Annotated in this window: 26 protein-coding genes and 1 riboswitch; of the genes, 3 read left to right on the forward strand and 23 right to left on the reverse strand. The window is 44.4% G+C overall.

All coding sequences use genetic code 11. From position 1 onward, the window contains the following. Positions 1–83 precede the first annotated feature (83 nt). The 9 genes from arsA to EUAN_RS00945 form a co-directional block, all read right to left on the reverse strand. A complete protein-coding gene (gene arsA / locus EUAN_RS00905; protein ID WP_071060711.1) occupies positions 84–1,835 on the reverse strand; it encodes an arsenical pump-driving ATPase in 1,752 nt (583 codons plus the stop codon). Positions 1,836–1,854: 19 nt separating this feature from the next. Continuing rightward, positions 1,855–2,187: an arsenite efflux transporter metallochaperone ArsD gene (gene arsD, locus EUAN_RS00910; protein WP_071060713.1), complete on the reverse strand. Its 333-nt coding sequence runs from the start codon at positions 2,185–2,187 to the stop codon at positions 1,855–1,857. Positions 2,188–2,189: 2 nt separating this feature from the next. Next, positions 2,190–2,507: an ArsR/SmtB family transcription factor gene (locus EUAN_RS00915; protein WP_071060715.1), complete on the reverse strand. Its 318-nt coding sequence runs from the start codon at positions 2,505–2,507 to the stop codon at positions 2,190–2,192. A gap of 163 nt (positions 2,508–2,670) precedes the next feature. After that, positions 2,671–2,904 (reverse strand): thioredoxin family protein, encoded by a 234-nt coding sequence (locus tag EUAN_RS00920; RefSeq protein ID WP_071060717.1) that lies wholly within the window; start codon positions 2,902–2,904, stop codon positions 2,671–2,673. Positions 2,905–2,932: 28 nt separating this feature from the next. Continuing rightward, positions 2,933–3,937: a permease gene (locus tag EUAN_RS00925; protein WP_071060719.1), complete on the reverse strand. Its 1,005-nt coding sequence runs from the start codon at positions 3,935–3,937 to the stop codon at positions 2,933–2,935. A gap of 5 nt (positions 3,938–3,942) precedes the next feature. Then, positions 3,943–4,242 (reverse strand): ArsR/SmtB family transcription factor, encoded by a 300-nt coding sequence (locus EUAN_RS00930; protein ID WP_071060721.1) that lies wholly within the window; start codon positions 4,240–4,242, stop codon positions 3,943–3,945. Between the two features lie 123 nt (positions 4,243–4,365). Further along, complete coding sequence (gene ygiD, locus EUAN_RS00935) at positions 4,366–5,133, reverse strand: 4,5-DOPA-extradiol-dioxygenase (protein ID WP_071060723.1); 768 nt, start codon at positions 5,131–5,133, stop codon at positions 4,366–4,368. 28 nt (positions 5,134–5,161) lie between these two features. Then, positions 5,162–5,764, reverse strand: coding sequence for a helix-turn-helix domain-containing protein (locus EUAN_RS00940; protein ID WP_084655631.1), 603 nt, complete (start codon positions 5,762–5,764; stop codon positions 5,162–5,164). 89 nt (positions 5,765–5,853) lie between these two features. Continuing rightward, a complete protein-coding gene (locus EUAN_RS00945; RefSeq protein ID WP_071060725.1) occupies positions 5,854–6,252 on the reverse strand; it encodes a hypothetical protein in 399 nt (132 codons plus the stop codon). A 119-nt stretch (positions 6,253–6,371) separates the two neighbouring features. Here EUAN_RS00945 and EUAN_RS00950 point away from each other — a divergent pair, with 119 nt between their 5' ends. After that, complete coding sequence (locus EUAN_RS00950) at positions 6,372–6,809, forward strand: bis(5'-nucleosyl)-tetraphosphatase (RefSeq protein WP_071060727.1); 438 nt, start codon at positions 6,372–6,374, stop codon at positions 6,807–6,809. Positions 6,810–6,850: 41 nt separating this feature from the next. Here EUAN_RS00950 and EUAN_RS00955 read toward each other — a convergent pair whose 3' ends face one another. From EUAN_RS00955 to EUAN_RS01005, 11 genes are all read right to left on the reverse strand, one after another. Then, positions 6,851–9,247 carry a sensor domain-containing protein gene (locus EUAN_RS00955; protein ID WP_071060729.1) on the reverse strand — a complete coding sequence of 799 codons (2,397 nt, stop codon included), beginning with the start codon at positions 9,245–9,247 and terminating at the stop codon, positions 6,851–6,853. A 163-nt stretch (positions 9,248–9,410) separates the two neighbouring features. After that, positions 9,411–10,181, reverse strand: a complete 771-nt coding sequence (locus tag EUAN_RS12840) for a stalk domain-containing protein (RefSeq protein ID WP_071060731.1) — start codon at positions 10,179–10,181, stop codon at positions 9,411–9,413. Positions 10,182–10,359: 178 nt separating this feature from the next. After that, complete coding sequence (locus EUAN_RS00965) at positions 10,360–11,205, reverse strand: metallophosphoesterase (RefSeq protein ID WP_211266235.1); 846 nt, start codon at positions 11,203–11,205, stop codon at positions 10,360–10,362. Positions 11,206–11,222: 17 nt separating this feature from the next. Beyond that, positions 11,223–11,633 (reverse strand): molybdenum cofactor biosynthesis protein MoaE, encoded by a 411-nt coding sequence (locus tag EUAN_RS00970; RefSeq protein WP_071060735.1) that lies wholly within the window; start codon positions 11,631–11,633, stop codon positions 11,223–11,225. Between the two features lie 52 nt (positions 11,634–11,685). Beyond that, positions 11,686–12,291 (reverse strand): class I SAM-dependent methyltransferase, encoded by a 606-nt coding sequence (locus tag EUAN_RS00975; protein WP_071060737.1) that lies wholly within the window; start codon positions 12,289–12,291, stop codon positions 11,686–11,688. Between the two features lie 71 nt (positions 12,292–12,362). After that, positions 12,363–13,106, reverse strand: coding sequence for an ABC transporter ATP-binding protein (locus EUAN_RS12410; RefSeq protein ID WP_071060739.1), 744 nt, complete (start codon positions 13,104–13,106; stop codon positions 12,363–12,365). 21 nt (positions 13,107–13,127) lie between these two features. Next, complete coding sequence (locus EUAN_RS12415; protein ID WP_071060741.1) at positions 13,128–14,117, reverse strand: ABC transporter substrate-binding protein; 990 nt, start codon at positions 14,115–14,117, stop codon at positions 13,128–13,130. Positions 14,118–14,129: 12 nt separating this feature from the next. Beyond that, positions 14,130–14,903 (reverse strand): ABC transporter permease, encoded by a 774-nt coding sequence (locus EUAN_RS00990; RefSeq protein ID WP_071060743.1) that lies wholly within the window; start codon positions 14,901–14,903, stop codon positions 14,130–14,132. Then, a complete protein-coding gene (locus tag EUAN_RS00995) occupies positions 14,872–15,168 on the reverse strand; it encodes a thiamine-binding protein (protein ID WP_071060745.1) in 297 nt (98 codons plus the stop codon). The genes EUAN_RS00990 and EUAN_RS00995 overlap by 32 nt, the downstream gene beginning before the upstream one ends. Before the next feature lie 96 nt (positions 15,169–15,264). Next, positions 15,265–15,376: riboswitch (TPP riboswitch) on the reverse strand. A gap of 41 nt (positions 15,377–15,417) precedes the next feature. Further along, positions 15,418–16,668 (reverse strand): 4Fe-4S binding protein, encoded by a 1,251-nt coding sequence (locus EUAN_RS01000; RefSeq protein ID WP_071060747.1) that lies wholly within the window; start codon positions 16,666–16,668, stop codon positions 15,418–15,420. A gap of 80 nt (positions 16,669–16,748) precedes the next feature. Beyond that, entirely contained in the window at positions 16,749–17,930 is a 1,182-nt protein-coding gene (locus EUAN_RS01005; RefSeq protein WP_071060748.1) for a cation:proton antiporter, read from the reverse strand. A gap of 458 nt (positions 17,931–18,388) precedes the next feature. On the opposite strand from EUAN_RS01005, the gene EUAN_RS01010 reads away from it, so the two are divergent. After that, complete coding sequence (locus EUAN_RS01010) at positions 18,389–18,925, forward strand: Rrf2 family transcriptional regulator (RefSeq protein WP_071060750.1); 537 nt, start codon at positions 18,389–18,391, stop codon at positions 18,923–18,925. Then, complete coding sequence (locus EUAN_RS01015) at positions 18,912–21,083, forward strand: YhgE/Pip domain-containing protein (RefSeq protein WP_071060752.1); 2,172 nt, start codon at positions 18,912–18,914, stop codon at positions 21,081–21,083. Before EUAN_RS01010 ends, EUAN_RS01015 begins: the two co-directional genes overlap by 14 nt. Positions 21,084–21,154: 71 nt before the next feature. Here EUAN_RS01015 and EUAN_RS01020 read toward each other — a convergent pair whose 3' ends face one another. The 3 genes from EUAN_RS01020 to EUAN_RS01030 are packed head-to-tail and all read right to left on the reverse strand — an operon-like array spanning position 21,155 to position 24,261. Further along, on the reverse strand, positions 21,155–22,285 hold the full coding sequence (locus EUAN_RS01020; RefSeq protein ID WP_071060754.1) for an ABC transporter permease: 1,131 nt from the start codon (positions 22,283–22,285) through the stop codon (positions 21,155–21,157). Further along, positions 22,272–23,327: an ABC transporter permease gene (locus tag EUAN_RS01025; RefSeq protein WP_071060756.1), complete on the reverse strand. Its 1,056-nt coding sequence runs from the start codon at positions 23,325–23,327 to the stop codon at positions 22,272–22,274. The genes EUAN_RS01020 and EUAN_RS01025 overlap by 14 nt, the downstream gene beginning before the upstream one ends. Position 23,328: 1 nt before the next feature. Beyond that, on the reverse strand, positions 23,329–24,261 hold the full coding sequence (locus EUAN_RS01030; protein WP_071060758.1) for an ABC transporter ATP-binding protein: 933 nt from the start codon (positions 24,259–24,261) through the stop codon (positions 23,329–23,331). Positions 24,262–24,285 lie beyond the last annotated feature (24 nt).

The following is a 24,285-nucleotide window of genomic DNA, read 5'->3' on the forward strand; positions in this document are numbered from 1 at the left end:
TTATTTTTTTGTTGCTTTCGATTCCACAAAAAACTTCTAGATTTTTAGGCAGAGCATAATTTTTTCAGTGTCATTCCCCATAGCTACTCTCCTATTTTTGTAATATTAGCCACGTTTTCAACCGAAGGTTCTTCAAGCCAAGGTATCCCTATGAAGTTTCCTTCGCTTAAACTCCCCACTTCCTCTATCCACTGCTTCTCAGCCTTCGCCCTGGACATAAGCATAGGGCTCTCTGTATCTGTCATAGACAGGCACTGGTTCACAATCCACCACTTGTTGTTTATTCCGGCTCGCTCTAGATCTTCGCGAAGTCTTTTGGCTTCAAAGAAAGGTGTCGCTTCCGGTAGAGTCACAATTACGACCTCCGTCTGGTTTTCATCCCTAAGTCTTGGAAGCAGCCTCTGTATTGAAACAGGAGTCTCCCCTCTTGTTCTCTGCACCTCTTTATGGTAGCTTTCTGTAGAGTCTAAAAGCAAAAGAGTATGTCCTGTAGGGGCTGTGTCTATTACCACAACTTCACTTTCTGCCTTGTCCACAATCTCTGCAAACGCCCTGAAAAGAGCTATTTCCTGGGTGCACGGCGAACGGAGGTCTTCCTCTATATACTCTATATCTTCCTCGCTGGCCATATTGTCTCTGGCCTTTTGGAGCACTTCGTCTCTGTAATGCTTCAGCTCCTGCTCTTCATCTATCTCTACCAGCTTTACATTCTCCGCATTCTCTATCACGTACTTGAGGTGGTATGCAGGGTCTGTAGAAGTCAGTGTCACTTTTACACCTTTATCTGCAAGAGAGAGTGCTATAGCTGCCGCCGCTGTAGTCTTTCCCACTCCGCCTTTGCCCATGGTGAATATGACCTTTTTCCCTGTTTGATACAGGTCGTCCACAAGTGCATCTATCCGTTTGATATCCGTTAGCTTCTTGAATTCACTGGCTCCGCTGTAGTCGTCGCTTCTGAAAAAAGCCCTCAAGCTCTCTATTCCCAGTATATTGTAAGATCTAAGCGCTATTTCAAACTGCTCAAGCTTTTTGAGCCTAGGAGGCATGCTCTCTATTGCATCTTGCTGATTGTCGAAAATCTTTCGGGATATATCGTCCGATACTTCCTTCAGAACACCGTTCACTATCAGAATTTGATTGTCTATGCCAAGCTCGCTTAGCTCTGTACTTGAACGCTCCGCTTCTGCAAGAGGTGTCGACTCCGGCCTAGACACCAAGACAAGAGTCGTCTTGCTTTTATCTGCAAGGTTGTCCACCGCATTCTTGTACATATCCCTCTTGTCCTCAAGTCCTGCAAGCTGGCCCAAGCACGAAGCTCCATGAGTGCTCTCGTCTATAAAGCTAGTCCACGCCGAAGGCAGCTCCAGCATCCTGAGTGTGTGCCCTGTAGGTGCAGTGTCGAATATTATATGGTCGTATTCAGACTCCACCTTCTTGTCGGTTATGAAGCTTGAAAACTGATCAAAAGCCGCTATCTCCACAGTGCAAGATCCTGAAAGCTGCTCTTCCATATTGGCTATCGCGATGTCTGGAAGCTTTCCCCTATAAGGTGCTATCACAGACTCCCTGTACTCTCTGGCGGCCTCTTCTGGGTTCAAGTTTGCAACTACAAGCCCTGGCACATCCTCGATTGCCACACCTTTTCCATCTAGCTCTTTCTCGAATACGTCCTGGAGGTTTGAAGCGGGATCGGTGCTTACAAGCAACACTCGCTTTCCGCTGTCAGCAAGGTTCACGGCTACAGCGCATGCAGTCGAAGTCTTTCCCACGCCTCCTTTCCCTGTAAAAAACAAGTATTTAGTTGGAACTATATTGTCTATATTGAAGTTTTTCAAGTTGAACGCCCCCTTTTGGCTAAGATTTTTCAGATTTCAGCAAGTCTTCATCTATTTCTAGAAAAGAACAGATCTCTTTGTTGCTAGGATAGCTCCCTATCTTCACTATCTCGCCATCCACCGTTGTGACTGGAAGTGACTCCACTCCTTTTTCGTTTATTATCTCGTTTATCTCCTCATGGACTACAAACTTGTCTGGATTCCCTGAAAGGTTGTACCTAGAAACCCTCACCCCGTTCTTTCTAAGGTTGTTTATTACTGTAGACATCCTGAGTAGCTCTGGGTCTACCGATGGACCGCATATCCCAGTCGGACAGCACATTGCCGGTTCAAAAATTATCATCTTTTTCATATTTAGCATCCTCCTCTGTACTTTTTGCAGACGCAGTCTTCCTTGTCGCTTGTCGTTGCTTTCAGAAAAGACATGGTGTCGTCTATAGTTTCTCTGTTAAGTGTGTACCTCATCCAAGCTCCGTCCCTTGTGGCATTTACAAGCCCACACTCCGAAAGTATTTTCATGTGGTAGCTAAGCGTCGACTGGGATATGCTGAACTCCTCAAGTATGTCGCAAGCACACATCTCTCCGCAGGACAATATGTCCAGTATCTTAAGCCTAGTTTCATCTGAAATAGCCTTAAACACAGCTATATGTTTTGAATACGCTTTGTCCATTTTGTCCACCTCCCTACATATTCATAAGTTTAAATCATATCGATAAGTTTCGATTTATTGTCTATATGATATCAACCATATCGAAAGTTGTCAATGTGATTGTTTGTATTTTTTAGCATACAAAAAGGCCGTCCTAAAAGACGGCCTTGATTCTAATCTAGATTTATTTCTGAATAAGTTTCACTATATCCTTTGTCATAAGTATTTTTCCAGTAGATACCACTTTCTCGTCTATGACTAGAGCAGGAGTAGACATCACGCCGTATCCGACTATCTCTCCCATGTCCTCGACTTTCACTACTTCAGCCTCGACACCGGTCTTCTCGATTGCTTCGTTTACATGTTCCAGCAGTAGTCCACATTTCTTGCATCCTGGTCCCAGTACTTTTATTATCATCTTCAACCTCTCCCTCATACCGAATTTTTTATATAAATAGATACCCAAAAACATTGAAAGCATAACCTATAACTACTATTCCAAAGGCCACTATTCCTATGAATATGAATAGCAACTTTCTCTTTACGACCCTGTTGAGCATTATCATAGATGGAAGCGAAAGAGCCGTAACCCCCATCATAAACGAAAGCGCCGTACCAATCCCGACTCCCTTCCCTACAAGAGCCTCAGCTATAGGTAGCGTTCCAAATATATCTGCATACATTGGTATCCCTACGATTGTGGCAACCAATACTGACCACCATTTGTCTTCTCCAAGTATCGCCGTTACTACAGGCTCTGGAATATAGTTGTGTATTGCGGCCCCTATCCCCACACCTATCAGAATATAGAGCCAAGCCTTATTGATGATAAAGACGACCTGCTCTTTGGCAAAGCTAAGTCTGTCACGCTTAGTGAGCTCCTCCTGTGGAAGTTCCGCTGTCTTGCCTTGATACACAAAGGATTCGACATACCTCTCGAGCTTCAGTTTGCTTATAAGCCCTCCGCCTATAACAGCAAGTATGAGTCCAACTATAACGTATGCTATGGCTATTTTCCAGTTGAATATGCTCGCAAGCAGTATGACCGATGCCAAGTCCACAAGCGGCGAAGATATAAGAAATGAAAAAGTCACCCCTATAGGGAGTCCTGCGTTTGTGAAACCTATAAAGAGCGGAATCGAGGAGCATGAGCAGAACGGCGTCACTGTTCCCAGAAGTGCAGCCAGTGTATTCGCAGTAATTCCGTTGAATCTCCCCAGAATCCGCTTAGTCTTTTCAGGCGGAAAGTAGCTCTGTATATACGATATTGTGAATATAAGTACCGACAGCAGTATGAATATCTTGGCCACGTCGTATATAAAGAAGTGGATACTTCCCCCAAGCCTGCTGTCCACATCAAGGCCGAATACATTTTCAACGAGTAGCCTTACAAGGTCGCTGAGCCAAGTCATCTTTAAGAGTGTTTCGTTTAGCCAGCTGAATATTTCCATTTCAATCACTCCTTAAAACTGGATTTCAGGTCTGCATCTATATCTCCGAAGAACGACTTCAATAGTCCGAAAGCTTCAGAGTCTATGGTATATCTCATCCACTTTCCGTCCTTCCTTCCATTGACTAGACCACTTTCTATCAAAGCTTTCATATGGTATGAAAGCGTCGGCTGTGTTATGTGAAACTCTTCCAAGAGCTTACAGGCGCACAGTTCCCCTTTGGAGAGCATGCTGAATATCTTCACTCTTGTTTCGTCCGACAATGCTTTCATGAGTTTAGCGTATGTTTCAAAGTTTTTTTCCATGAAGTCAACTCCTTATAATACATAGATAATTATCTATGTATATTATATTCTTCATATTGATATTTGTCTATATGTTTTTTAGTAAAAAAGACCGCCTCTTCAGACGGCCTAAACTTTTCTGTACTATCTCCAAACATAAGACGTCATGGATATGGAGCCCATAAGGCATTTATCATTGTATACTTCCACTTTTTCATCTTTTTCTGAAGCTCCTAGTGCATATAGCAGAGGGTAGTAATGCTCCGGCGTCTTGAAAGCAAGTCTTGCCGAGTCGCCTGCACTCTCGTAGCTTATAACTTTTTCATGGTCTCCAGCGACTATGCTCTCTTTTATATAGTTGTCGAAATCGTAGGCCCAGTCATAGCCACTTTGCATGCTCCAGTTTACCTTCGAGAGATCGTGCACAATATTCCCGCTCCCAAATATCAAAACGCCTTCTTCTCTAAGGGGTTTCAATATCCTTCCCAGTTCATAGTGCGATCTGCTGTCCTTTTTCATATCTATGCTGAGCTGAACTACAGGAATATCTGCCGAAGGATACATATGGACAAGCACAGACCAGGTGCCGTGGTCTATCCCCCAGCTATTGTCTACTTCCACCTTCATATCCTTTAAGTTCTTCACGCGGTTTGCCAATTCCGGCGATCCCTTGGCGCCGTATTTTAGCTCATAAAGCTCCTTTGGAAATCCGTACATGTCGTACACGGCCCTTGGAGACTCTTCGTCGTTTATCTTCGTATCCTTGGTGTACCAATGCGCCGATATCGACAGAATCGCTTTCGGCCTAGGTATGCTTTCGGCGATTTCCCTCCATCCCGCGTTGAACTCGTTTTTCTCTATGGCGTTCATTGGAGATCCGTGTCCTACAAAAACCACAGGCATTTTTCCCATGTCTATCCCCCCTAAGAATATTGTAAAGCTATCTCTTCAGTTCCTTCTTGAGATTGTACTCAAACAGCCCATGTTCACTGCAATGTGTGTAGAGCTTGCTTCCGCTCATTCTGGGAATTCTGACCTCTGCATTCTGTTCAGGGTACAGCTTCGCCAAAATCACCTTGTCGTAAGACACAAGGGCCATAAAGGAGATGTAGTGAGACTTTTTCATATCGTGGTTCATAGCTACGTAGTAGTCGCTTTCCATTTCCTCTACCGAAATTCCGTGTAGCTCGTCTCCTGCTTTCGGCTCCAACGGCTCCATCTTCCTCCCGCAGCACGACAGCTCTGCAACTCCCGTGCTTGTCATCAAGTTATCGCATTTTGTACATGTGTAAAATTTCAGTCGCTTCATATTTCCTCCTTTTATCTCGCTCTCGCCTAAATCTCCATCTAGCAACCTGTCTATATTTACCCCTAGAGCGTTTGAAAGCTCATTCAGGAGCGACACATCTGGAAGCCCCAGGCCTCTCTCCCACTTGGAAACCGTCTTGTCGCTTATATTCATAATCTCGGCTAGCTCTCTCTGCGTCATATTCTTTTCCTTCCTCAAAGAGCACAAAAGCTCTCCAGCTCTTTTCAAGCTCAAAAAATCACCTCCAAAATCTGAACTCAAACTCGTTTCAACTACAATTCTATATCTGCACTCGACTAAAATCAATCTACGCTCCGTAGAGTTCACTTTGCCTTCTCTTCCAGCCACTCCTTGAATTCTTCCATTTGACGGCTGTCAAGTTCTCCTATGCCATATACAAATATATGAGTATAGTTTCCGCCGTCTATAAACTCCTTCAGCCTCCAGAGTCCTATGTTGTGGTAAGTGGGATTGCTTCCCGCAGCTCTAAATCTCTCCAGTGACTTCGGATCGCTAAGGTCGATCACACTGGCCTTAAGCGTCTCCACGTCTTTCTCTATATACACCTCTTCACCCTCTTTGAAGGTGTGATTCATGACCATGGACCATTGATATTCCTGCCAGTATTTCACACTCTCGTACCACTCTATATTTATCCTGTCCGGGTCCGAAAACTCCACCATAACTTTTACTAAGCTATCCAGCTTTTCTTTGAAATTCATATGAATCCCTCCCCATCTTATTATTCTTAGTTATACCCATTTTAGTTTGCCATATCTCTATTCTAAATCCACGGTTTCACGTATAATAAAATTATTGAAATTCGGAGGGAGTTGTCTATATGGAAAGTTTAAAGTCCTGCGGAGCTATAGTGTTCAGATGTTTAGAAAGCAAGAAAGTATACAGCGAAAAGCTTGAAGTTCTATTGGTCAGATATGGCCAGCACCACTGGGGCTTTCCAAAAGGCCATGTCGAGGGCTCTGAATCAGATGAAGATACAGCCCTCAGGGAGATAAAAGAGGAGACAGGCTTGGACGTCGTTCTGGACACCTCTTTTCGCAAAGTTACAAACTACAAAAATAGAGGCGGAAGGTTGAAGTGGAATGTCTTCTTTGTAGGAGAACCTAAGTCTCCGAATAGCCCTCCTGTTCCACAGCTGAGCGAAGTATCCGACGCAAAGTGGTTCGACGCATTCGCCGTAGAAAGCCTGGTCACTTTTCCAGGTGACTACGAGCTGTACCTTGAGGCATTGGAGCACTATTGCTCATTTCCAAAATAGTTGAGTACAAAAAGCCTCCCGTTTTAGGCCGGGAGGCTTTTTTAAATATTCCAATTTGACAGCCAACACTTGAACGTTTTCGAGTAAAGAGGCTTGCTGAAGTAGTATCCTTGAACAAGGTCGCATTTTTGATTTTTCAAAAACTGTATATGCTGCTCAGTTTCTGCGCCTTCAGCTATAGTCTGAAAACCTAGATTGCGAGCCAGTGTGATTATAGATGAGACTATGTCCTCGCTTTTTTCGTCTTCCCCTATCTCCTGGACAAAGGATTTATCTATTTTAAGATGATCTATAGGAAAGTCCTTTAGATATTTAAGCGAGCTGTATCCCGTGCCAAAGTCGTCTATAGAAACTTTCACTTTCATCTCTTTGAGCTTTTTCAGCTGGTCGATTACAGTTCCGGCATTGGAGGCAATAGACTCTGTTATCTCAAGTACAAGCTGGCTCGGGTCGATTCCCGTAGTCCTTATAGTCTCCTGAAGATGCGGTATAAAATCTATGTGGTAGAATTGGTATGTCGACACGTTAACTGACATTTTCACATCTCTGACTCTCAAGTCTTTCCAGTCTGCAAGCTGTCTACAGGCTGTCTCTATGACCCATTTCCCAATCTCAATTATAAGTCCGCTGTCCTCTGCTATGGGGATGAAGTGACTTGGCGGTACAAGTCCAATTTCTTCATTTTCCCACCTCAGGAGAGCTTCCACCCCGTATACACTGTAGTCGCTGATATCTATCTGAGGCTGATAAGCCAAGAAAAGCTCTTCTTTCTGTAATGCATTTTTCAGCAAAAGCTCTGTCTTTAAGAGCTGGTTGTCAATCTCGTCCGCTACATCCTGGTAGAGGGTGAAGTGATTTCTACCGTGACGCTTGGAAAAATAAAGCGCATTGTCAGACTTTTTAAGCAATGTGTCTATGTCGCTTCCATCCTCTGGACATAGGCTTACACCTATGCTTGAGGATATGGATATTTCAATTCCGTTCACTATAAAGGAGTTTTTAAACAAGTTCTGAATCATCGTCACAAAGTGATGTATCTCGCCTTTGCTTTTAGATTCAAACGATATAATATATTCGTCTCCCCCATATCTAAAGAGGTCGGCATTATGCGGAATGTACTTGAGAAGCCTCTCTGAAACAGCTTTTAGCAACTGGTCACCTACTTCATGACCCCAGCTGTCATTTACAGACTTAAACCTGTCCAAGTCTATCATCAGTATTGCAAACGAACGATCTCCCTTCACTAGCGCCTCTACATGACCTTGAAATGCATATTGATTTGGAAGCCCTGTCAGATAGTCACGGTAGGCCATATCACTCAGCCTTTTCTCTATATTTTTCTGCATAGTTATATCCTTTCCAATGCAGTGTATCCCAACAACTTGGCTATCCAGTATTATAGGGATTACAGTTATGTGGAGGTCAACTATCTCTTTTTTCTTGTTGTACATCGCCGTCTCGTACTGTATGGCTTTTCCCTTCAATGCCTTGCTAAACTCGTTTAAAGTAAATTCCTTGTATTCGGATACAATGTGTGGCAAAAATGGTCTCCCCAATAGCTCTTCAGATGAATATCCCATCAGCTTTTCAGTGGCGCTGTTCATAAAAGCAAAATTCCCATCCAGATCAAACGTCACAACTGCGTCCACATTGTTTTCAAAGAGAGATCTGTATCGCTGTTCGCTTTCTTGGAGCTGATTTTCAATCTCCCTGTCTTTTGTAATATCTCGTGCATTTCCGTATACTCCAACCACTTCCCCACCGTCTAGAATTGGAATTGCAGTTATATATACTATGATCTTCTCGCCATATTTAGTGCAAAGTTTGATTTCGAACTGAACCACTTTGCTTTCCAGAACTTTTTTAAACTTCTGCTGTGTAGTATAAATATCAGCTTCGTGTATAAACTCTGTATAGTGCATTCTCAGCATCTCTGACTTTGAATACTTTAAAAGCTTTTCACCTACGAGGTTTACGCTTGTCATATACCCTTCTCTGTTTATTGTGTAGTTGAAGTCCGGTCTGTGTTCAAAGATAGATTCACTTTGAGTATGAAGCCTTTCTAATTCTCGCTCAAGCTCATATTCTCTAGAGGCATCTTGAACTAAAATCAGCTTTAACCCCTCTTCACTTTCTGTATCTATTTTTGATATCTTTACATACGTAGGAACTTCCTCTCCATCTTTCAGCTTGGCCATACATTCAATGTCTACAAAACCTTCATTCAATCTATTTTCAAAACAAGCGTCAAATAGATCCACAGGATTCTCTCCCAAAAGTTCACGCTCTAGACACTTAAAACTTTTTTCAAATGCTGTGTTGAGACTCAGAATTTCAAAACTATTTTCAAAGTTTTTCGACACCAATATCGCTGGCGTGGGAAGTTTATGTATAAATTCAACCAAGCCTGCTTGATTGAGTTTGTAATTTGAACTCATTTTAGAAGCCACCCTTTCAAACCAAGTATACTTATGTACATATTCGTGAATAACAATTATATCATATTTCCAAGCTACTACTAGCTCAATCTAGAAGCTCTAGAAATCAAAAAAGTTCTAGTCGAGATAAACTCGATTAGAACTTTTTCAATCAACTCTGCTTCTATTTAACTACATATACCTTCATCGACTTGACTCCGAAGCTTCTCACAAGCGAAGAGTCCATAAATATGTCTATCTTGTTTCCCTTTATAGCTCCCCCTGTGTCCTCTGCCACTACAAATCCGTATGGAGTTCCGTCTGCGTACTCTATATAGAGCTTTGTTCCAAGCGGTATGACGTTTCTATCCACCGCTACAACTCCCGGCCTAAGCTTTGTCCCGAGCGACGTGAGTCCTGCCCATCCGCCGTTTTCTGCAGCCGAGTCTCCGTAAGCTGTAGCCCTCATGACCACCTCTTGTCCAAGCACGGCAGCTCCAGAACTGGACTTAGGCTTTCCAAGCCCAAGATTTTCGTTAGTCTCTATTGTGACTGTGCTTGTATCTCCATTCCATCCGACCTTGGCCCCAAGGCTTTCTGATATAAACCTCACAGGCACCAGTGTCCTACCGTTTACAGCCATAGCTGGCTGATCTAAGCATATATTCGTTCCGTTCACTTTTGCAACTCTAGATCCTAAAGTGAGCTTAACCTCTGCCTGATTCAGCTTTACAGTTACAGATTTTGTCTGGCTGTTCCAGCCCACCTCTGCCCCCATATTTTCAAACACAGCTCTCGCTGGCACCAGTGTTCTACCGTTCATAACGGCTGGAGCCACATCCGTGCTTATCTCTGCATCATTTACAACTATAGATATATCTCCGCTTGCCAAAGAAAAAGAACTCAACGCAAGCATAGATAAAAATGTCAACACTATTACTCTAAGTTTTTTCATCTCAACTCTCCTAACATAGTTTAACCTGATTGTTTTCCACTACTGCATTTTATAAAATTTTCACCACTTTGTCAAACTATATTAGCTTTTGTGTCATTTTTTCGTCATAAATAAGCATAAAAAAACCTCGGCAGGCAAGTTTTCATGCCAGCTGAGGTTTTCTATATTTTTTCACTTTCTATTCCAAAGTCAAAACTACGAGTTCAGGCCTGTTGAATATCCTCAGAGGAAAAGCGCTGTTTCCAAGCCCTCTGCTTACGACCATGGTTGTACCGCCCTCTGAATACGTTCCAACGTCGTACTCAGGAAACAGACCTTGGTTAGGTGCGATTAACCCTCCTACAAGTGGTAACCGTATCTGTCCACCATGTGCGTGGCCTGAAAAAACCAAGTCCACTCCTTGTTCACTGTAGAACTCCATAAGTTCAGGTCTATGTGAAAGCAAAATCTCAAGCTTTTCTTCTTCCAGCGTTTCAGACAAGTATGATCCCATGTCTTTTACATTGGCTTCCTCCAAGTAACTCTCCATATCAAACGCAGGATCCATAACTCCAACTATAGTCAATTCTTGTTCACCCTTTTTATAGACCGCCGATTCATTGTCCAGAACTACAACGCCTTTTTCTTTTAGAGCTTTTTTAATTTGGCTGTAACTACCAGACCAGGCTTCATGGTTTCCGGACACATAGTAGACTGGGGCTATCTGGACTGCCTGAGAAGCAAAATCCACCGCTGTTTCAAGGTCATACCTTCTTCTGTCTATTACATCCCCAGTAACTACGATTATATCAGGTGAAATAGCTCTTATTTTTTCAATTATATGGGACTGTTTCTGTCCAAATTCCTTGTTGTGAAGGTCAGATACCTGAAGCACCTTAAACCCTTTAAGTGATTCGGAGACCAGCTCGCTCTTGTAGCTGTAATCCGAGATAACTATGCTGTTATTTTGCCATGTGAAAAAAACTGTAGCAATTACAGCTACTATGCCAACAGCGACTAATTGCTTCCGCCTTTTAGTTTTCAACTGCAATTTGCTGTCCACTAATCTTTCTGCTCTATCTCTGTAACGCATTCCGTCTTAAGCTTTTCAACTAGAAACTGAAGCCCGTCTACTACGTTGGGCCTTATATCTCCTCCGATTAGAACGTACATTATATCGTCTCCCACGTCTAAAGTCCCCTCGTTGAGCCAGGCTCTCACATAGAGTATTCCAGCTCTCTGCTTTGTCTCCTCTACAGCTCTTTCGACTTTCTCAGCGTCGAAGGAGAACTCCATTCCCACTACAGATGATCCGTCGTCTACCCCGTTTCTCACTTTCGCCTTAGGAGTCTCCCTGACAGTTCCATTGTGGAACAAGTACATTCCCACCTCTGAAGCCCTATGGTCAGACTTCGCCTCTCTTATCCACTTGTCCATAGAAGGAGAGGGCTTTTTTACAATTTTATCTGTCATACTATCACCTCCATTGATCAGTATCATATATTATATCACTTTCGAGGGCTTGTTACTTCACACACACAGCTATCATAATGTAGTACTTCTTGTCCGCTTTTGGAATCTCTATGGCTTCGCTTGACTGATTGTACATCTCAAGCGATTTAAAGGGACTGAGCACCTCTAGAAATTCCTCTTCCCGGTACTGGTATACATGGAACGGACAGGTACAAGGCTCTCCTTTTCCCCTTCCGAACGGTGTCGAGACTATGAATTTTCCTCCTGGCTTCAGCAGGTTATAAATGTTATCCACAAAAATCTTGTCGCCTTCAAAATGCTCTATAGTCTCAAAGCTTATTACAGTGTCGAACTGCCCGTATACTCTATGCAGATTCCTGTTCAGCGCATCGTCTACATAATAGCTTGTATTGCTGTAGCTGTAGTGCTCCTTGGCGTACTCTATCGACTCCTCAGATATGTCTATCCCCACTATCTCCTCCAGCCCGTCATTTCCTGTGCGGAGCAGTTCCAATCCATATCCGGAACCACATGCTATATCCAGCACTCTTCCCTTTGCAAACTGCCTGGCGAACTCGTACCTGGCTATATGCTCCAAGAGCAGTCCATTCTGGGGATCCATCTTTTTGGGTATTACCCTCTCTCCTGTATACTCCATTTTCCTCACACCTTTTCTTCGAAATAGCCTATATAGAAATATTAGCATATTTAAAGCTTTTCGAGGTATTTCTAGTCTACTTTAAGTAGTTTCATTATATGTTTCTTGTACAGTGCAAATTCATCGCTCCAGAGAAAATCTTCATGTCTAGGTTTTTCAACATCTATAATTAGCTCTTCCTCAATCCGTCCAGGCTTCCCTGTCATGATATATATTCTGTCTGAAAGCATTAAAGCTTCGTCTATATCATGTGTTATAAATAGAGTCGTAAGCTTAATCTCCTTCATGACTTCCATATACCAGCTGTGCATATTCACCTTGGTTATAGCGTCCAGAGCGCTGAAAGGCTCGTCTAGAAGTGCAACTTCCTTAGAGAAAAGGTAAGTTCGGAGAAGCGCAACCCTCTGGCGCATGCCTCCAGACAGCTGATCTGGATACTTGCTCTGGCTTCCCTCTATGTTGAAAACACCGAAATAGCTATCTGCCTTTCTTAAGGCCTCAGACTTCTTCTCCCCCTTTATCAGAAGGGGAAGCACCGCATTTTCCAGTACAGTCTTGTGCTGAAGCAGAAGGTCCTTCTGGAGCATATAGCTCACTCTTCCGCACACTCCAGATATATCCTCACCGTCCAATACCACTCTGCCGGAGTCTGGAGCAAGAAGCCCCGATATCACGTTGAAGAGAGTTGTCTTTCCTACGCCGCTAGGCCCTAGAACAGAGACTATCTCCCCCTTCTCCAGTTTGATCGATATATCCTTTATGACATCTTCCTTCCCGTAGCTTTTCGATACATTCTCTACAGCAAGCTTTAACATAGAGCACTCCCCTTTGAAAGTTTATTCTGGAAGGTATTCATTGGTGAATCCAAATCCAGGCGATATCTCTTTTTCCACAAGCTCTCCATCCCAAAGCCATTTGTAAAATCCGTCCCATCTGCTCTTGTCTATTACTCCCCATTTTTCAGCATCCGATTTATACTCTTTGGCAATCCACTTCTGACTTTCCATCACAAGCTCTCTGTCTAGCTCAGGGCTGGCCTTTAGGAGTATCTCCGCAGCCTCTTCAGGGTTTTCTGCAGCATATTCATATCCCTTGGAAACAGCCTCTAGAAACGACTTTGTCTCAGCTTCATTGCTCTCCATATAGCTGTTGTTTCCTATTATGATAGGGCTGTAGTAGTCCAGCACGGGGTCTATATCCTTGAATGCGAAGAAATCAGTCTCCACGCCTTTGACCTTGGAAGCTATTCCATCCCAGGCATAGTAAACCCATACAGCGTCTATATCCGACTTAAGAGCTGTCACCACATCTGTCACAGTGCTAGGGACCATCTCTATAGATTCGTAGTCTCCTCCGTCCGACTCCACAACCGACTTTATTATGGCCTTCTCGACCGGCACATCCCATGTCGCGTATGTCTTTCCGCCCATTCCAGACGGCGTATCCATTCCATTTCCCTTAAGCGATATTATGCCCGAGGTGTTGTGTTGAAGTATCGCCGCTATTGCAGTGACAGGAAGCGGACTGTCTGAGGCAAATGCCGGCGCTATGGTGTCCTGAAACGATATCCCGAACTGGGACTTCCCTGAGGCCACAAGGCTGTCTGCGCCTCCTTCAGGCGGCTGCACTATCTCTACTTCTATCCCCTGCTCTTCAAAATATCCCTTTTCCTGGGCTACGTAGAGCCCTGTATGGTTTGTGTTCGGAGTCCAGTCAAGCACCAGACTTACCTTCTCCAACTCTCCACTCTTCTCTTTCTCGCTTCCGCAAGCCGACATCGAAATCGTCATGGCGATTGCTAAAAATGCTGAAATTATCTTTTTCATATTTTCTCTCCTCTACAGTTTATTTTCTTCTTTTGCCCAAGGCATACAGGCTTTTTTAAGCACAGACACAAGCTTCATCAGCAGAAGACTTATACACGACACAAGCAGTATTACCGCGAACATCTTGTCAAAAGAATAGGACTTCTTCACCCTTATCATATAGACTCCCAGCCCCTCAAATCCTCCAAGCCATTCAGATATTACAGCTCCAACCACAGAGTAGGACACGGCTATTCTAAGTCCTGCAAAAAAGTATGGGATGGAGCTCGGAAGCTTTATATGCCTGAACATCTGCCAGTCTGTGGCGTTCATGGCCTTTAGCAGCTCTATGGCGTCTGAATCAGCCGACTTAAGACCGTCTAGAAGTCCCACGGTTATAGGGAAAAACGTAACTATGACCACCAGCGCCACCTTCGGAGCCATTCCGTATCCCATCCAGAGCACTAGAAGAGGCGCAATAGCCACTGTCGGTACCGTCTGTGTTATAACCAGTACAGGATAGAATGCCTTATAAAAAGCTCTGTACCTGTCCATAAGTACGGCCACAGCGAATCCAAGCGCCACCCCAACCCCTAGGCCGTAAAAGGCCTCTAGCAGAGTTATCCTGGAGTTTTCCACAAGAAGCGGAAGCTCCGATATAAAGGCCGAAATCACATCTCCTGGAGATGGAAGCATGTGTTCAGGCACAGTCCCTGTGTATGACAGTACTTGCCACACCGCCAATAGCAGTGCTATTGCAATGTACTTTGAAGCGCTATCTATGATGCTTTGAAACTTTCTGGTCAATTGTCAGGATGCCTCCCTCCGGCTTGAAGCTTATCTTCACGTAGGACATAACAGACGGACATCCTGATTTTACAGCTATGTACTGGCACTCCTTAATCAGCTCCATAAGCTCCTCGAACTCTCCCTCCACTGTCGTCTCGAACGATCCAACATAGTAGCTTAGACCAGTCTGCTCTATATGTGCTATCACCTGGTCTACTATTCTGCACACCTCGCTGTCTGTCTCCACCTTCGGAAGTACCTGTATCGCTATGCTTGCATTCATATTCAATCTCTCCTCTCTAAATTATAAAATCCCCTCCGGGAATATCCGGAGGGGATTAAAAATAAGCGTACCAATCCTGTAGCTGCCGCCACAGAATACAATTCACCAATATAATCCCTACGCTAGAATTACCCAGATCAGGTTAGACGGTTAGAAAGATCTCTATCTTTCCTCTCAGCCTGCTTCGCAGGCACCCGTAATGTATATTAACAATATCCTATGACTAATTATTTGTCAAGGATATAAACTCTACTCAACGGCATCTTTTACAGCTTCCATTATGCCATCGCTGCTGTAGGTAGCTCCTGAAACAGCATCCACTTCCAAAGACTGCGTATCTATTATAGATCCCACAACCCCACTTTCCGCCCTCACCAGAAATTTCTCGTCGTCCTGGCTGTCTAAAACTTCTATGTCGGTTATAAGACCGTTTTCTACTACGACAGATACTCTTGTCTCTCCTCTGAACCCGATTCCGGTGCCTTCATAAATTCCATCCTTGTAGATTCCTTCAGGCTCAGCTGTTTCAGCAGGCTCCTCTTTAACTTCGCTGTCCTCGCTGTAACCGGAGCTTTCTGAAGTCTCTTTTTCTGAAGTCCCTATAGGGGTATCTGTCTCGGCGTTTTTCGTCTCAAGGCTTTTTTTCAGGATGGAGTTGCCTCCTAATATCACCCCTGAAATCAGAGCCACTGAAACAAGAACCACCGCAAGGTGATTTGCTTCCTTGCCGAGAACTGTCAGCCTTGTGTTTGACTTTCTGCAAGCATCTATGCACTTCAAGCAGTCTATGCACTCTCCAGAGTGTATTTCATCGTGCTTGCTCATATCTATCCCCATGCTGCAGTTATTTGTGCACAGCTTGCAAGAGCTTGAGCTGCACTCTTCCCTATTTTTCCTTATAAATATCATCCTGAGCCTTGAGCCCAGTGCAAATATAGCCCCCGTTGGACAGAGGTATCGGCAGAAAAACCTCTCTATAAATGCCGATGTCAGCAGAATTATAATCATGATTACAGTTCCTGGTAGAAAGCTTTCAAATAGAAGCTTCAGGCTTTCGATCCCTGGGTCAGATGAAATAACCCCGAAAGCATCTATCGGATTATATCCCAGTGCCGGACTCATCTCAATCGTCCATATAAATATCACGGCAAGCAGAAGAACTGCATACTTAAGCTTTTTCAGCGCAGCATCTACCCCCGCTGGAACTTTCGTCTTTCTCTTTCTAAACATCCCTGCCAACTCGAAAATCCAGTCCTGTAGCGCCCCAAATGCGCACATCCATCCGCAGAAAAACCTTCCCAGAAAAACTGTGGCCAAGACCACCATCACAGCCAGCGCAACTTCTGGAAAAAACTCCGAAATATCCGCCGTCTGATGAAATATCCCCATATAAAGACTCTTTATCCCCGAGTAAACCGCCACGAATATCCCTGGAAAAGCTGCAAAGAACGCCAGCTGAACTATCTTTCTTGCAAGCTCTGTTTTTGATAGACTTTTCATTTTCTCCCCCTCCAATCATGTTCACTTTTATACTACATCAGAATTGTGAATTTTAAGTGAACATATGACGGAATCTCCTGTCAGTCTTTACTGTTGTAAGATAACTTCAGTAACACCGGGGTTATAATAGAGCTGGCTATAACTAAGAGTATTATCACAGGAAATATATCAGAACTTATGGCTCCTAGCATGACGCCACTGTTGGCAACTATAAGGGCCACTTCGCTCCTGGCGGACATACCGACTCCCACTTTAAGAGAGTCGGAATTTGAAAATCCGCTTATCTTCGCTCCCAGTCCGCACCCTATCACCTTCGATACGATTGCTATCAATAGAAGCATCAGCCCGAAGTATATCATCTTCGAGTCTATCGACTTCAGGTTGCTCGATATTCCTATGCTTGCAAAGAAGACCGGAGTAAGATATAGATATGAAAGCTCATCCACTCTTTCGTATATATATTCAGACTGGTCTGTGTTGAAGAACACAACCCCAGCTATAAAAGCTCCCGTTATATCAGCGATGCCGAAGAAATGCTCCGATATGAATGCCATCATAAAGCAGAATGAAAGCGCTATTATGGGGAATCTTCTCTTCTTGGAAAGTCCGTCCGAGTAGGTCTGAAACACCTTGTGGAAGGCCAGTCCTACAATTCCGGAGAAAACGAAGAAGGCCACTATCTTGACCAGAACTCCGGCCATAAGACTCCAAAGACCTGACGAGCTAGAGCCCGATGCAAACCCAGATATAGCTGCAAGCAGCACTATACTTATCACATCGTCTATGAGTGCGGCGGTCACTATGGCAGTCCCAACTTCGCTTTTAAGTTTCCCCATTTCCTTCAGCGTCTCTACCGATATCGATACCGAAGTGGCTGTCAGAATGGTTCCTATGAATATATTCCTCATAATCGAAGCACTGTCCAATCCGAGCATAAACACATACGATACAATAAATCCCATAACCATCGGAAACAGTACTCCCAGCATAGCCACTAAAAGCGCGGTTTTTCCGCTACTTTTTATTTTGTACAAGTCCACCTTCAGCCCTGCTGCGAACAGAATCAGTATGACGCCAAGTTCTGCCGTCTGCTTTATGAAGTCTGTGTCCATGACGGCGTCCAGCACTGAAGGACCTAGAATTAGCCCTGCAATCAGCGCTCCTACCACCTGTGGCATATGTACCTTCCTGGAAAGAAGCCCAAGGGCCTTCGTGCTTATAAGTATAAACGATAAGTCAAGCAAAAATCTGGAGCTGTTCATAGTAGCGCCTCCTTGAAGCCTTTTCTATAACTTTACCCATAATATACAATCCCATAACATTATTTTACAAAAGCCTAACCGTTTCATACTTTTTTTCCGAGCTAAAAAACAGTAGTCTAAACACATGAAATAGAATCAAGGGGGGGTTAAAAGTGAAAACACACAGGAACAGGGATATCTCCAAAATAAAAGATGACGTTAGCGCAAGAATAGCTGTTTGCATGGAGCTGTGCTCCGCGATAAACGGACACGCCGAGACAATACGGTCTATCAGCCAGAGAAATCTAGATGCTCTACATAACTTAAAATCATGAATAAGTGCAGCAAGGGCCCTCAGGGTCCTTTTTTATTTTATATATTATACAAAAAAGCTTGATTTTTTTCTCGAAAAGTTTAGAATATAGATATAGTTTATCCATCATAGATATTTATTATCTATATTCAAAGGAGGTTTGTGTATGAAACTTAAAAATGGATTCGAGCAGGCTGTATGCATAATAGCACTTCTGGCCACTCAAGATGTGAGTATACCTGTGTCTTCGCAGGTGATAAATAAGATGCTGGAGGCCTCGCCTACATATCTCAGGAAGATATTCAGAAAGCTAGTTGTGGCGGATCTTGTGAAGTCTGTTCCTGGAAACAACGGAGGCTTCACTCTGTCTAAAAGTCCCGAGGAAATATCTCTGCGCCAAGTTGTAGAGTCTCTGGAGGGCCCTATAAGCACCTATCCAGACACTGGACTTGCAGACAAGGTCTTTAAGAATATGCAGTCTGGCGCCAACTTGCTTCCGAAGCCTGGCGATTTGGTGCTTAAGGAGGCTTTTCTGGAGGCAGACAAGCTCTGGCTGAGCGCCTTGGAGCAGAAAAGCGTAAAGAGCTTGATACAGACAGCGCTTGGACTCGACTATATTCCAATTGTAGACTGGAACGAAACAGATACAGAAGGCGAACTCTTGATCAGAAAGGTGTTGAATAGAATAAATGGGAACATTTAAAAACGAGTGGAAGAACATATTCAAAAACAAGCTGATGCTTGCAACTTGTATAGCCATAGCCTTTATACCGTTGCTTTACTCCTCTTTTTTCCTAAAGTCGGTCTGGGATCCGTACGGACATACCGAAAACCTCCCAGTGGCAGTGGTGAATGAGGACAAGCCTGTGAAGTTCAGAGGAAAATCTGTAGATGTGGGGAACTCGGTTGTGGAAAACCTTAAAGAAAGCAAGAGCATGAACTGGTCATTTGTGGACTCAAAGACGGCCAAGTCTGGGCTTGAGAAAAACGACTACTACATGATTGTAACGATCCCTTCAGACTTCTCCAGAAACGCAACTTCCATACTGGACGAATCTCCAAAGCAGATGGAAATCAGCTATGAGACAAACGGGTCTCTCAACTTTATAGGCAGGCTTATGGGGCAGTCCGCCGCAAAGGAGCTTAAGTCGGAGGTCTCTAAAAAGGTCACCTCCGCATATGCAGATGCGCTCGTAGATCAGTTTGCTGAGATCGGAGACAGCCTTGAAGCGGCGGCAGACGGAGCTAGTACGCTTGACTCAGGTACTTCTAAAATCGTCGATGGAGAAAAGAAGCTCAAGTCTGGAATAGAGAAGCTTTCAGAGGGTACTCTTACTTTTAAAGACGGGGCTGACAGCTTTGACAGCGGGCTAGCCATGTATGTTCAAGGTGTTTCTCAAGCAAATGACGGAGCAGCAAAGCTGAGTGTTGGAGCTCAGAGCCTTTCCGATGGACTTGGAACTCTTAAGTCTCAAGTTGCTGCCATACCTCAAGGGGCCAAAAAGCTAAGTGACGGCTCATCTCAGCTTGCGTCAGGACTAGTCAGCGCAAAGTCCGCCACTTCAAAGCTTTCATATGGGCTTTCGGAGCTGGACCAAAGCCTCAAGACTTTAGACAGCAGACTACAGTCTTCATCAGGACTTGAACAGATTCAGCCTTTGCTTGAAAATCTGAGTCAGAACCCAGCTCTGTTCGCATCGCTGTCCTCCGAGGAGCAGGCTGCTGTGCTGAAAGCCTCTTATTCGGCAGTTTCAAGTCTAGGTGAGATAAAAAGCGCAGTTCCAAAACTGTCTGAGGGAGCTTCAAGAGCAAGCGAAGGAATGTCTTCTCTCGACTCGAATATGGCTGTTCTAGCTTCAGGCGCCCAAGGCCTTTCAGATGGCACCTCAAAGCTAGAGCAGAGCATGCCGGAGCTTCTCTCAGGGATAGACGCCCTGAAGTCTGGGTCTGACGAGCTTCTGTCTGGTGCACAATCGCTTTCAAGCGGTACCCAAACACTTGACTCTAAAGGCTCGGAGCTGAAAGCTGGGTCTAACAAGCTTTTAGGCGGAGCAGATCAGCTTAAGTCTGGATCTTCAGAGCTTTCAAACGGCTCAGTGGCCTTGGACTCTGCACTTTCGGAGCTTAAGTCTGGAACGGGTGAGCTGTCTGAAAAGCTCAAGGAAGGTTCTTCAGAACTAAACTCAGTCAAGCTAGGCGAGCAGACGGTCGACCAGATATCCTCCCCTGCCCATATATCCGAGCTGGAGTACAGCCATGTTCCGAACTACGGGCATGCACTGGCGCCTTATGTTATGTCGCTTGCCCTTTTCATAGGATGTCTTGTGTTCAACTCCATCTTTCCTATACGAAGCATGCCAGAGTCGGCTCGCACAAGCTCTTCATGGTATCTTGGACGATTCGGAGTCGGGCTTACGATAGCCACTTTTATGGCGCTTATAGAGGGTGGCTTGATGATAGCCTTGGGACTTGAAGTAGACAGCACGCTGAAGTTCTTTTCAATGCTTGTGCTCACGGCCATCTGCTATATGTCAATAGTTATGACGCTTTCCATGGCGCTCGACAACCCTGGAAGGTTTCTGTCCATGCTACTCTTGATAGTTCAGCTTGGAGGGTCTGGCGGCACTTTTCCTATAGAGCTTACAAACAGATTCTTCCAGACGATACACCCTTACCTTCCTATGAGCTATTCAATCTACGGACTCAGGGAGGCTATAACTGGCGGTATCGGAGCAAGCTCGTTCTACACAAGCGTCGAAGTCCTGCTGGGGATATTCCTGCTCTTTGCCACTGTGCTTTTCTTTGTTATGAAAAAGCTCTTTGGCGGAGACTCCCCTGGCAAAGCTTGCACTGAATCGTAGTAGCACGAATTAAAAAACCACTGTCGCACAATTCACTTGCGACAGTGGTTTTTTATTTGCATATCTTTAATTCAATTGGCCCTTGAGTTTCTTCTAGAGAGCATCAGCCCTATAGTCAGGAAAAGCACCGCAAATGCCAGCTGTGCAGCCAGCTCATATCCCATGTCCCCAATCGAGCTTGCATCTCTGTTGTTCAGCCTTATAAAGTAGTAAGTAGGGAAGAACTTTGCCACTGCAAGCACTCCTTTTCCCAAAAACTCCTGCGAGATAAACACCCCCGATATAAAGGCCATACCCAGCGAGAATACATTGCTTATTCCGTTCTTTATAAACCTGTTTCTGGTCATATTGTTTACCAAATAGGTAAAGCAGAGTATAGAGAACGAGAAAACCACTGTATTTATCATGTATTTTGAGAAATCCACTTTCGCTATATCTCCGCCCCTTAAAACCACCGCTCCCAGTATAAAGATGGAAGTGATTGCGACTGCCACTGTAAGCTGTCCTAGGTATACCTCTGTATTGAACTTGGAGAGCTTCACGGATGATATTTTTCGCCTGTCCTCTATGCGCTCCTCCCTGAAGTCGCTCATAACATACCCTATAGTGGCTATATATATCGCCGTTATCACATAGCTCATAAAGTTGAAGTACTGGTTAAACCATGCATCCGCTCCACCGTTCTTGGAGCCACCGCCTATAAGCTTGACCTCCGACTCTTCCCTAAGCGCCCCCGAAACTCGCTCTAAGTCAAAGCCTCCATCCTGGTAAGTGGCGTTGGCAAACACAAGGTACTTGCTTATCTGGTTCTTCACCTGCACAGTCTCAGGTTTTCTCTGGTCGCTGTATATCATTACGGCCTCTTGCTTTCTAAGCACCGTCTCTTCAAAGTCCTCTGGAATTACAACTGCGGCGTCTATCTTCTCTAGAAATATATTCTCCTTTAAGCCCTTTTCGTCTGCTGCTTCCGAAATATCTTCAGTGTAATTCCTTTCTGAGAGATAGCTTGAAAGCCCTTTAGAAAGGGCTGTGCCGCTTTTATCCACTATCCCAAGAGTCAGCTTGGTGGATACAAAACGGCTTTCATCTGTCTGGCCTCCCGAGCCTGTAATCAATGTAAGCAAAAAGAATATCCCAGTGTACATAAGGATTATGGACTTGTTCTTGAAGGCCACTTTTAAAAAGTACCTATATACTGTCATATCTTCGCCTCCTTAAAAACACAAAAGACAGAAGTATCAGCAGTGCGGAGTAAGCTCCAAGCAGAACCACTCCCTCTATAAGCCCGTCTGTGTTTCCCAGAAAATTCACCCTGTAGAGATTGTTCGAGACTATTGATATCGGATTAATCCTGGAGAGAGTTCCGAATCTGGTGTCCACCGCCAGCTTGATCCAAGGGCCAAAGAGCCCTGAAAGTGCCGCTAGAAAAAGCGTGGTGGCTATGCATACGGCCGTCTTGAAGTTGAGGCTCTTTCTGTTTGAAGCCCCTATGAACATCCCAAGAGAAACCCCAAATACATTCCCCATCAGTATAAGCAGAAGGCTGTACTTCAGGCTGTAGAACAGCTCTATCCTTAAAAAGTACTTTGTAAAAAGCAAGAGCATCGCATTCGACATGATATTCAGTCCCATGGCCACTATAGCTCCCGCTACAAGGAAACTCTGCTTTTTCAGAGGTGAAATGCTCACTCTTGCGCCTATATCGCTTAAATTGGCCTGTATCAAGTTTACAGATTCCAGTCCCGGGTACACGCTATAGGCGGCTACCATGGCTATGAGCGAATAGAACATGACCACAAGCGAGTTCGAGCGCTGGTCCCTGTCTGAAATATAGTCTACCGTAAAGTCGTAGCTTTCATACGGCATCCCAAGTGCTCCTATCTGCCTTATCTCGTCCACCACTTCCTTTATTATGGTCTGGTTTATCCCGGACTCTGAAACCGCGAGATTCAGCTTGCTGTCTATAAAGCCGTCTATCTCCTCTTTTTCAAGCAGTTCTTCGGCAGCTTTTTCCGTGGTCTCGACTGTGTCTATAAACTCTATCGACGCAAGCGTGTCTTTTACAGGGTTCTCTCTCTCTATCCCGACTTTGACACCCTCTAGCTTGAAGTCCATAACTCCACTGAAGGCTATATGGAAAAATGTCATCATAAGTATCGGGTAGAGAAGGCTCCAGAACAAAAATCCCTTATCCCTGAAGTTGTGCTTTGCCTGGTAGATGCAGTTTCTGATTAGATTTTTCATCTCAGTCTCTCAGCTCCTTACCTGTAAGCTCTAAAAACACGTCGTTAAGCGAAGGAAGTCTGCTGTAGAGCTTAGTATACTCCAGTTCGTGCTCTCTTATGAAGTCCAGCAGATAGCTTAAATTGTTTACCCCACTTTGCAGCTTTATGATGTACTCGTTTTGACTCTTCTCTATATCTATGACATTCCTTATGTCTTTAAGCTTTTCCACGGTGTCCTCATCTATATGTGAAAACTCCACCACTATCTTTTCCTTTATGCCTATCATGCTCTTTAACTCGTCCACAGTCCCCGACACAAGGTCTTTATTGTTGTCCATTATGACTATCCTGGTGCAGAGCATCTCGGCCTCGTCTAAATAATGTGTGGTGTATATTACCGTGCTTCCGCTTTCATTCAGCTTCTTTATCCCATTGAGTATAAAATTCCTGCTCTGGGCGTCTACTGCAACTGTAGGCTCGTCTAGGAATATCAGCTCTGGCTTATGGGCTATCCCGCATGCTATATTCAGCCTCCTCTTCAGCCCTCCGCTCAGCTTCTTCGGATAGAACTTCTCGTACCCCCTAAGGTCTACAAAGTCTATGGCCTCGTCTACATATCGCTTTCTCTGTTCTCCGTCATCTACATACAGGCCGCAGAAGTAGTCTATATTCTCTTTCACAGTGAGATTCTCAAATACAGCCACCTCCTGAGGCACTATACCTATCTTGCGCTTTATCTCGTAGCTTTCTGGCTCTATGACCTGTCCAAATAGTTTTATGTCTCCCTTGTCGAACTTCAGAAGAGACAATATGCAGTTTATGGCCGTGGTCTTCCCACAGCCGTTAGGCCCTAGAAGTCCTAGTATCTCTCCTTTCTCTACTTCCATGTTGAATCCGTCAAGCGCAGTTTTGTCCTTATAGCGCTTTACCAGGTTTTTCACTTCCACTATCATTTAACACACCTCCCGATTGCCATA

It is taken from the genome of Andreesenia angusta (assembly GCF_001855385.1).
GTDB classification, from domain to species: Bacteria; Bacillota; Clostridia; order Tissierellales; family Gottschalkiaceae; genus Andreesenia; species Andreesenia angusta.

What these genes read in the sequence shown, in the direction of transcription:
- arsD (WP_071060713.1), bottom strand. Translation starts at nt 2,187, where the DNA reads ATGAAAAAGATGATAATTTTTGAACCGGCAATGTGCTGTCCGACTGGG.
- EUAN_RS00915 (WP_071060715.1), bottom strand. Translation starts at nt 2,507, where the DNA reads ATGGACAAAGCGTATTCAAAACATATAGCTGTGTTTAAGGCTATTTCA.
- EUAN_RS00920 (WP_071060717.1), bottom strand. Translation starts at nt 2,904, where the DNA reads ATGATAATAAAAGTACTGGGACCAGGATGCAAGAAATGTGGACTACTG.
- EUAN_RS00925 (WP_071060719.1), bottom strand. Translation starts at nt 3,937, where the DNA reads ATGGAAATATTCAGCTGGCTAAACGAAACACTCTTAAAGATGACTTGG.
- EUAN_RS00930 (WP_071060721.1), bottom strand. Translation starts at nt 4,242, where the DNA reads ATGGAAAAAAACTTTGAAACATACGCTAAACTCATGAAAGCATTGTCG.
- ygiD (WP_071060723.1), bottom strand. Translation starts at nt 5,133, where the DNA reads ATGGGAAAAATGCCTGTGGTTTTTGTAGGACACGGATCTCCAATGAAC.
- EUAN_RS00945 (WP_071060725.1), bottom strand. Translation starts at nt 6,252, where the DNA reads ATGAATTTCAAAGAAAAGCTGGATAGCTTAGTAAAAGTTATGGTGGAG.
- EUAN_RS00950 (WP_071060727.1), top strand. Translation starts at nt 6,372, where the DNA reads ATGGAAAGTTTAAAGTCCTGCGGAGCTATAGTGTTCAGATGTTTAGAA.
- EUAN_RS00955 (WP_071060729.1), bottom strand. Translation starts at nt 9,247, where the DNA reads ATGAGTTCAAATTACAAACTCAATCAAGCAGGCTTGGTTGAATTTATA.
- EUAN_RS12840 (WP_071060731.1), bottom strand. Translation starts at nt 10,181, where the DNA reads ATGAAAAAACTTAGAGTAATAGTGTTGACATTTTTATCTATGCTTGCG.
- EUAN_RS00970 (WP_071060735.1), bottom strand. Translation starts at nt 11,633, where the DNA reads ATGACAGATAAAATTGTAAAAAAGCCCTCTCCTTCTATGGACAAGTGG.
- EUAN_RS00975 (WP_071060737.1), bottom strand. Translation starts at nt 12,291, where the DNA reads ATGGAGTATACAGGAGAGAGGGTAATACCCAAAAAGATGGATCCCCAG.
- EUAN_RS12410 (WP_071060739.1), bottom strand. Translation starts at nt 13,106, where the DNA reads ATGTTAAAGCTTGCTGTAGAGAATGTATCGAAAAGCTACGGGAAGGAA.
- EUAN_RS12415 (WP_071060741.1), bottom strand. Translation starts at nt 14,117, where the DNA reads ATGAAAAAGATAATTTCAGCATTTTTAGCAATCGCCATGACGATTTCG.
- EUAN_RS00995 (WP_071060745.1), bottom strand. Translation starts at nt 15,168, where the DNA reads ATGAATGCAAGCATAGCGATACAGGTACTTCCGAAGGTGGAGACAGAC.
- EUAN_RS01000 (WP_071060747.1), bottom strand. Translation starts at nt 16,668, where the DNA reads ATGAAAAGTCTATCAAAAACAGAGCTTGCAAGAAAGATAGTTCAGCTG.
- EUAN_RS01005 (WP_071060748.1), bottom strand. Translation starts at nt 17,930, where the DNA reads ATGAACAGCTCCAGATTTTTGCTTGACTTATCGTTTATACTTATAAGC.
- EUAN_RS01010 (WP_071060750.1), top strand. Translation starts at nt 18,389, where the DNA reads ATGAAACTTAAAAATGGATTCGAGCAGGCTGTATGCATAATAGCACTT.
- EUAN_RS01015 (WP_071060752.1), top strand. Translation starts at nt 18,912, where the DNA reads ATGGGAACATTTAAAAACGAGTGGAAGAACATATTCAAAAACAAGCTG.
- EUAN_RS01020 (WP_071060754.1), bottom strand. Translation starts at nt 22,285, where the DNA reads ATGACAGTATATAGGTACTTTTTAAAAGTGGCCTTCAAGAACAAGTCC.
- EUAN_RS01025 (WP_071060756.1), bottom strand. Translation starts at nt 23,327, where the DNA reads ATGAAAAATCTAATCAGAAACTGCATCTACCAGGCAAAGCACAACTTC.
- EUAN_RS01030 (WP_071060758.1), bottom strand. Translation starts at nt 24,261, where the DNA reads ATGATAGTGGAAGTGAAAAACCTGGTAAAGCGCTATAAGGACAAAACT.